This is a genomic window from Faecalibacterium sp. DFI.5.82 (assembly GCF_029076575.1).
In the GTDB taxonomy this organism is placed as follows: domain Bacteria; phylum Bacillota; class Clostridia; order Oscillospirales; family Ruminococcaceae; genus Faecalibacterium; species Faecalibacterium duncaniae.
The window spans coordinates 1-297 of sequence record NZ_JARFIS010000862.1; the positions used below are offsets into that span (position 1 = coordinate 1).

The 297-nt window shown below is 66.0% G+C and carries 1 pseudogene; it reads right to left on the reverse strand.

Annotation, left to right across the window (positions count from 1 at the left end):
- Nucleotides 1-42: 42 nt before the first annotated feature.
- Nucleotides 43-297 (reverse strand): annotated as a pseudogene (locus P0G09_RS19245) (peptidase); the annotation flags it as partial.

Below are 297 nucleotides of genomic sequence, written 5' to 3' on the forward strand. Positions count from 1 at the left end.
GCACTTCAAGACCGCTTCGGCGGTCTTTTTTGCTGCCCGTTTTCAGGCCCCGTCAAAACTGTCGCCGTCAGCGGGGAGGTCGGCGGCGGTCTCTGCAGTGGAGGCAGCCGGGGCTTCCGTGGCGCGGGGCACGCCCCTGTACACCAGCGTCTGCTCCAGCACTTCGGCACAGACCGGGGCCGACAGGCTGCCGCCTGAGGTCGTCCAGCTGTGGGGTTCGTCCAGGCAGACCAGGCAGAGAAACTGCGGATCGTCGATGGGAGCCACCGCCACAAAGCTGGCAATGCGGGCTTTTTC